A 236-nucleotide genomic window follows, 5' to 3' on the forward strand; every position below is an offset into this window, starting at 1 on the left:
TCGGTCGACCTGTCCACTGTGGACCCCAGCCGGGTCCGGGAGGTGGTCCTGGTCGCCGCGCACGACGCCGACCTGTTCGCCGGCACCGTCGCCGAGAACATCGAAACCGGGCCCAGGACCGCCGAAGCGCTGACCGCGGCCGCCGTCGACGAGGTGGCCAGCGCGCTGCCCGACGGCGTCGCGACCGCCGTCACCGAACGCGGGAGGTCGCTCTCCGGCGGGCAGCGCCAGCGGGT

Annotated in this window: 1 pseudogene; it reads left to right on the forward strand. The window is 75.4% G+C overall.

The window, feature by feature from the left end:
- Nucleotides 1–236 (forward strand): annotated as a pseudogene (locus G3I65_RS12045) (ABC transporter ATP-binding protein); the annotation flags it as partial.

Source organism: Amycolatopsis sp. SID8362 (assembly GCF_010550475.1).
GTDB classification, from domain to species: Bacteria; Actinomycetota; Actinomycetes; order Mycobacteriales; family Pseudonocardiaceae; genus Amycolatopsis; species Amycolatopsis eburnea.